Raw genomic sequence first — 6444 nt, forward strand, 5'->3', positions numbered from 1 at the left:
CGCGCCCGCTTTGAAAAGAGGGCCGGGCGCGCGGTTTTCATCGGAGAAAATCATGATCAATACCACCATCATCGAGGCCCAGAACGCGACGCGCTACACAGACCTGAAAAATGACTACGACGCTTTGGGCGAGAAATTGTCCCGCGGTGGAATCGATATTGACGCCCTCAAAGACCGCGCAAAAGGCTTTTCGGTAGCTGTGCCGAGTTGGGGTACGGGGACCGGTGGCACGCGCTTTGCTCGGTTCCCCGGTGAGGGCGAGCCACGCGACATTTTCGACAAGCTCGACGATTGTGATGTGATCCATATCCAAACGCCCTACATTAGGCATAGCCGACACGTAGAAATTACATTCACGCGAGCACATCGGAGCATCGGTCAAGACGGGCCGAAACCGAACCTTTGCCTTGTCACGGAAGCTCCGAAAGCCGCAGGGGCGGGCCGACAAATTCCTTTCTCACCCCAGATAAATCTGCCCCGCCGGATATTTCACCTTTGGAACGCTGCGCGTGGCGAGGAAGAACCCGATTGCCAAGGGCCCGACCCGCCCGACGAACATAATCATCATGATGATGAAGCGTCCGATACCATCTAGTTCCGCCGTGATACCACGCGACAGGCCGACCGTTCCGAAAGCGGATGTAACCTCAAAGGCAATATCGGTGAACTGGCCGTCGTGGTTGATCGTCATTACGAATACCCCCGTCAGCACCAGCAACATTGAGATCGTGGTTAGAGCCAAGACCTTCATCACTTCATCCAGCCCCAAGGACCGCCCGAAGGCATGTAGCGTCGTCTGACGCCGAAAGAACGCGATCGTGGCAAGCAGCAGGACAAAGAGCGTGGTCACCTTGATCCCGCCCGCCGTCGAAGTGCTGCCACCCCCCACCAGCATCAGCGTCATCGTCAGCAGGGACGTGCTGTCGTGCATCCCGCTGGTGTTGATCGTGTTGAAACCGGCGGTCCTTGGCGTGGTGCCCTGAAACCAACTCGCCCAAAATTTTTCAACGACGTTCAAGGAGCCGAGCGTTTCAGGGTTGCCCCATTCCAGCAGCCCAAACATGACACTGCCCCAAGTGATCAGCAGCGTCGTGCCAACCAGCATCAGCTTGGAATGTAGGGTCAGTTTGCGCCAATCCCGCGCGCGGTACACATCGCCCACGACGATAAACCCGAGCCCGCCAAGGATGAAAAGCGCGGGGATCACCAGATTGATGATCGGGTTCCCCACCCATTTCGACAGGCTGTCGGGATGCAGGGCAAACCCGGCATTATTAAAGGCTGAAATCGAGTGAAAGATCGCCTCCCACAGCCCGGCCCAGCCGAACTCAGGCACAAAGACCAGGGCCAAGAGCGCTGCCCCCACCGCCTCGCAAGCAACCGCGATAATCAGGATCATACGGGCAATATAAGACAGGTTCGACAGTGATGTTTGGTTCAGATCCTCGCGCAGGATCAACCGCTGCGGCATGCCAATAGGGATGCCAAGCGCGCCCAGTAACAGCACTGCAAACGTCATCAGGCCGAGGCCACCAAGCTGAATCAGACCCGCGATGACCGCTTGCCCAAATCCCGTAAAGGCCGCCCCGGTATCGGCAAGCACCAGCCCAGTGACCGTCACCGCAGAGGTCGAGGTGAAAAGCGCCTCGCCCAAACCTATATCACCGTGATGCGAAATCGGCAGCCACAGCAGAATGCCCCCCAGAACGATAAAGGCCAAATAGTAGAGCGACAAAAGCGCGGGCGGCGGCATTCGCAGGGTCTTTTTCCGCCGTAGAAGGGACCGAAAAGACAGGTTCATTATCAGAGGCTGGCCGCAAAGCTGTGCAGGTCTTTGCGCTGACCCAACAACAAGAGCAGATCATCGCGCTGCAACTGGCATTCGTCTCCATCCTGCCCGATGAACTCGCTCCCCCGCATGACACCGATGCAGCGCAGATTATAGGTTTTCCCATGCGGCAACTCGGTTAGCCGCTTGCCCTCTAAGCTCTCGGGGATGCGAAAGTTAACCACATGGTAACCGTTGCCGAGGCTGACATAGTCCCGCAAAAGCGGATTGTGCAGGATCTGCGCGATATGCTGGCCGATTTCGACCTCGGGATGCACGATTCTGTCCACGCCGAGCTTCTTCAGGATCCTGTGGTGGGTTCTGGTGGTTGCCTTGGCCCAGACGACCTGAACGCCCACAAGTTTGAGATTCATCGCCGATAGGATGCTGGCCTCTAAGTCCGACCCCATGGCCACCACGGCTGTATCACAGTCAGCAAACCCGGCATCACGCAACGCTGCATCGTCACGGGCATCCACAATCATGGCTTGAGACAGCGTATCTGCGAGGTTAGCGACACGCGCTTCAGATATATCGATGCCAATGACGTGGTTGCCGAAACGTTGCAATTCCTTCGCAACAGAGCTTCCGAAATTGCCTAAACCAACGACACCGAAGGTGCGCTTCTTGATTTTTGTCACGTTGCTGTCCATCCGAACTGACCGTCCCGGAACATTGCCGCAACGCAGAATGATGTCAATCGAAGGGGCGTTTCGAGATTTCGCATTTACGCGCGCGGTGAAGGCGCTTCAGCTTTACCGACCGATCACGGTAAGGTTTCCTCAGACCGGTCTGTCGCGGGCGTTGGTTTGGGGCTAAACCGCGCAATCTCGTCGTAGATGCCTTCTGACAGGTCAAAAGTCATCGCATCGAGCGACGGTTGCAGCTGTTCCACATTCCGGCCTGAAATGAGTGTTGAGGTTACCGCCGAATTCCAAGCCACCCAAGCCACGGCGAGCGTTGTTGGCGCAATCCCCATACGCTGCGAAAGCGCTGCCAAATCACGGGCGGTCTCATGCATCCATGGCTGCCCATAGCGGTTGGCATAGACCTTGTCCTCCTGCAAACGCCCCTCGGCGCCGCTGGTGTATTTCCCAGTAAGCAAGCCGCCCCCCAAGGGCGAGAAAGGACAGACAGAAATATCTTGGTCCGCACAGGCCGGGAGAATCTCTACCTCTACCTGCCGCTTCACAAGGTTATACATCGGCTGGCAGGCATCAATCTGGGTGTCGATAACCTTACACACCGCTTGCGCCTTCATGATCTGCCAAGCCGCAAAATTTGACACGCCGATGTAGCGGATCGCGCCTTGCGACTGCATCTCGGCCAGGGTGCCAAATGTCTCTTCAAAAGGCGTCTCTGCGTCGAAGCGGTGCAAGTAGTAGATGTCTACCGCGTCAATCCCCAACCGTTTGCGGCTTTCGTCTAAGGCGGCGCGCAGGTTGTCCGCAGTGGCGGGCCGGTCATTCGGTGCTTTGGTCCCGATGATCAGATCATCCCCCCTCGCCCCTAAGAACTGCCCCAACATATGCTCAGACGCGCCACCGTTGTAGCTATAAGCCGTATCAAAGTGATTGATCCCCGCCGCGACGCAGGCCTCGAACATCTTTTGCGCGCTGCGGGCATCCGCCGTGCGACCAAATTGCATGGCGCCAAATCCCAAGCGTGAGATAGGGGTTCCATTCTTGGTTTGAATGCGGCTCATCAGCATACTTTCATTGGCAGGAGGCTAGGCTACCTTAGTCAAACCGGCGGCAGGTTCGGCCCACGATCCAGCCGCACAATGTGATCCGCCTTGTCACGTGGGAAGGACGACATAACCAATGGGTCATGTCCGGGAACGATCAGCTCGGGCTGACTGGCGAGTCGCTCAATCGTTGTGAACCCTTCCAGCATGTCCTGCATATCGACCACGATAGGAAAGGGCTTGCGGCTTTGGAAGTTCTCATAAAAATGCGCTGCATCAGAGGCGAGTACGAGCCAGCCCGCCGATGTGAACACCCGTACCGCTTGCAGCCCCCGGCTATGCCCTCCGATGCGGTGGACCGTTACTCCCTCCGCGACCTCGGCATCACCGTCATGGAAAATCACCTTGCCGGAATAGAGCCGCTTCACCGTCTCGCAAATATGACCTGCCGAAAAGGGCATCCGTAGCGTGTCATGACACATACACGGCCCCGTGGCGTAGGCCATCTCAGCCGCTTGAATATGCAATTTCGCGTTGGGGAAAAGATGCAGCCCGCCAGCGTGGTCGTAATGAAGATGGGTGACGATAACGGTCTCGACCGCTTCAGGAGCGATGCCCAAGGGGGCCAAGGCGCTGCGCGGATCAAGCCGGATCGGTCGGCCACGCGCGTCAGCTTCAGCCGCGTCATAGCCCGTATCTACAAGGATCACCCGCTCTCCTTGGCGTAAGACCCAGATGAAATAGTCCATCGGGTGAGCCACATCGTGGCGGTCATCAAAAACGAAACTATCGCCTCTTACACGCGCGTTGCGATCTGCGTATTTGACCGCGTTGACCTCCCATTCGCTCATGATGCTACCGTGCTCCAGCTTGTGATATCTTTACCTGCCACCATATCAGCCGTGGCCGCAGTAAACGCTTTGAAATGGGCACTGTCGCAATGTGCGTCAAAAGCTGCGCTGTCTATATAGAGTTCATAGAGAAACACCTGCCCAGGCTTATCGGCATCTGTAAGCACATCAAAACGATGGCAACCTGCTTCCAGGGTTTTGGATGCCGCAGCGTTTTCGAGCATCAGGGGCATGAATGCCTCCATCTGATCGGTTTTGATGCGAAAGGTGACGCAGATAGCAAACATTATCTTTTCCTCATTTTTGCGAATGCCCGGCGGACCACGGGCATCTGCCCGGCAATCAGCGCCACGTTCAGCGCCAGCAGAACCGCCGCGGTTGGGCGCGTGAAAAAGCCGGACAGGTCGCCATCGCTCAAGAGCAAAGAGCGGCGGAAGGTTTCATCGAATAGTCCGCCCAGGATGACGCCGATGACCAGCGGCGCAATCGGATATCGCATCAGGTTCATAAAGTAGGCCAGCGCACCTACCCCGAGCATGAGATAGAGATCATTGATCCCGCCTCCCACGCTGAAACTACCAATGGTGGTCAAGATAAGTACGACAGGCAGAAAGACGGTCTGCGGCAGGCGCAGGATCTGGATGAATACGCGTGCGGTGAACAGGCCCATGATGAACATGGTAAGCGACGCCAGCACCATGATCGCGCAGACCCGGAGGATGATCGAAGGGTCAATCGTCGGACCAGGAATGATATTGTTGAGCTTGAACGCACCCATCAGTGCCGCTGCAGGAGGCGAACCGGGAATACCCAAGACCAGCAAGGGGATCAGCGCCCCCCCGATGCAGGCGTTGTTCGCCGTCTCAGACGACAGCAGCCCTTCGATTGATCCTTTACCAAAGTTCTTGCCATCATGACTGGCCGACTTGCCAACGCCGTAGCTGACCCAACCGGCCACATCCTCGCCCACGCCCGGCAAAGCGCCCACCCCGGTACCAATTACGCCGGAACGTGCAATCGTGGGCATATGCCGTCGCACGGCTGCAAGGTTGGGCAAGATACGCCCCTTTAGCGCGATGACTTTGCCCGGATCAACTTGGCGGAGGCCCTCGATGATTTGAGGGATTGCAAAGGCCCCCATAAGCACCGGTACGACCTGAAAGCCTGACATCAGATAAGACCAGCCGAAGGTGTAGCGCGGCTCGCTCAACAGCGGGTCGAGCCCAACCATCGCCATTGCCAACCCCGCAAGCCCCGCGATCCAGCCCTTAACGACAAGGTCTTCGGACATGAGCGTTCCGGACAGTAAGATCCCGAAGAGCGCAAGCAAGGCCTTTTCAGGACTGGCGATGGATTGAGAGATCAGCAAGAGCGCCCAAACGAAGACCAATAGAGCAGCCGTCCCGATGAGCGTGCCGACGAAACTACCCGTGGTGGTCAGACCCAGGGCCTCGGCCCCGCGCCCCTGTTTAGCAAGTGGATGGCCATCCATCGCCGTGGCCGCGCTGGCTGCCGTGCCGGGAATATTAAGCAGGATCGAAGGGTAAGACCCACCGTAGATTGCGCCGACATAGGCGCCCAACAGGGCAATCAGCGCATAATCGAGCGGAATCTTATTCCCGAAAAAGCCCGTGAGGATCGTAACTGCCAAGGTCGCCGTCAGTCCCGGTAATGCGCCAAAGACAATGCCCAAGAAAACCGAGATGACAATATAGGGATAGGTAATTGGATCCGTGACAAGGGCAGAGAAAGCCCCTCCGAACCCTTGCAGTTGCGACAGGAAAAATTCCATCAGTCTCTCCAAAGCGGCCGAAGGGTGACGTAGTAGTGATACTCAATCTGTGAAAACAGCAGCCCGCCCCGGTTCGGCACATTTTGCCGAAAGCCAAAAGCCATTGCGGTCACGAGTATCAAAGGTGTCAGCAACGCAATCCAAGGGGTAGACCGTGCAATGCGGCTGCGATCATGCACTAACATCCAGACGCTCAGCAGCATCCATGCCTGTTGATTGTCACTGAGAACTGACCCGGTAGCCCCATAAATTGTCACTGAGAATTGACCCATGTGAACACACTTCC

The 6444-nt window shown here is 57.0% G+C and carries 7 protein-coding genes and 1 pseudogene; all 8 read right to left on the reverse strand.

Annotation, left to right across the window (positions count from 1 at the left end; genetic code table 11):
• Positions 1-37: 37 nt before the first annotated feature.
• Positions 38-307 carry a hypothetical protein gene (locus ACGYK2_RS16480; protein ID WP_271689079.1) on the reverse strand — a complete coding sequence of 90 codons (270 nt, stop codon included), beginning with the start codon at positions 305-307 and terminating at the stop codon, positions 38-40.
• A gap of 150 nt (positions 308-457) precedes the next feature.
• Positions 458-1753, reverse strand: a complete 1296-nt coding sequence (locus tag ACGYK2_RS16485; RefSeq protein ID WP_271689078.1) for a TrkH family potassium uptake protein — start codon at positions 1751-1753, stop codon at positions 458-460.
• 50 nt (positions 1754-1803) lie between these two features.
• Positions 1804-2532, reverse strand: a pseudogene (locus tag ACGYK2_RS16490) (potassium channel family protein); the annotation flags it as partial.
• Positions 2533-2594: 62 nt separating this feature from the next.
• The gene (locus tag ACGYK2_RS16495; protein WP_331619049.1) at positions 2595-3539 is read right to left on the reverse strand and encodes an aldo/keto reductase; all 945 of its coding nucleotides are present in this window, start codon (positions 3537-3539) and stop codon (positions 2595-2597) included.
• Between the two features lie 32 nt (positions 3540-3571).
• Positions 3572-4366, reverse strand: coding sequence for an N-acyl homoserine lactonase family protein (locus ACGYK2_RS16500; protein ID WP_276154631.1), 795 nt, complete (start codon positions 4364-4366; stop codon positions 3572-3574).
• The gene (locus tag ACGYK2_RS16505; RefSeq protein WP_271689075.1) at positions 4363-4653 is read right to left on the reverse strand and encodes a putative quinol monooxygenase; all 291 of its coding nucleotides are present in this window, start codon (positions 4651-4653) and stop codon (positions 4363-4365) included. The genes ACGYK2_RS16500 and ACGYK2_RS16505 overlap by 4 nt, the downstream gene beginning before the upstream one ends.
• Positions 4653-6158: a tripartite tricarboxylate transporter permease gene (locus ACGYK2_RS16510; RefSeq protein WP_271689074.1), complete on the reverse strand. Its 1506-nt coding sequence runs from the start codon at positions 6156-6158 to the stop codon at positions 4653-4655. The genes ACGYK2_RS16505 and ACGYK2_RS16510 overlap by 1 nt, the downstream gene beginning before the upstream one ends.
• On the reverse strand, positions 6158-6444 hold a 287-nt coding region (locus ACGYK2_RS16515; RefSeq protein ID WP_394374348.1), incomplete at its 5' end, for a hypothetical protein. The genes ACGYK2_RS16515 and ACGYK2_RS16510, both read right to left, overlap by 1 nt.

The sequence above is a fragment of the Sulfitobacter sp. 1A10359 genome (assembly GCF_043558145.1).
GTDB lineage: Bacteria > Pseudomonadota > Alphaproteobacteria > Rhodobacterales > Rhodobacteraceae > Sulfitobacter > Sulfitobacter faviae.

What these genes read in the sequence shown, in the direction of transcription:
- ACGYK2_RS16505 (WP_271689075.1), bottom strand. Translation starts at nt 4,653, where the DNA reads ATGTTTGCTATCTGCGTCACCTTTCGCATCAAAACCGATCAGATGGAG.
- ACGYK2_RS16480 (WP_271689079.1), bottom strand. Translation starts at nt 307, where the DNA reads ATGGATCACATCACAATCGTCGAGCTTGTCGAAAATGTCGCGTGGCTC.
- ACGYK2_RS16500 (WP_276154631.1), bottom strand. Translation starts at nt 4,366, where the DNA reads ATGAGCGAATGGGAGGTCAACGCGGTCAAATACGCAGATCGCAACGCG.
- ACGYK2_RS16495 (WP_331619049.1), bottom strand. Translation starts at nt 3,539, where the DNA reads ATGCTGATGAGCCGCATTCAAACCAAGAATGGAACCCCTATCTCACGC.
- ACGYK2_RS16510 (WP_271689074.1), bottom strand. Translation starts at nt 6,158, where the DNA reads ATGGAATTTTTCCTGTCGCAACTGCAAGGGTTCGGAGGGGCTTTCTCT.
- ACGYK2_RS16485 (WP_271689078.1), bottom strand. Translation starts at nt 1,753, where the DNA reads ATGCCGCCGCCCGCGCTTTTGTCGCTCTACTATTTGGCCTTTATCGTT.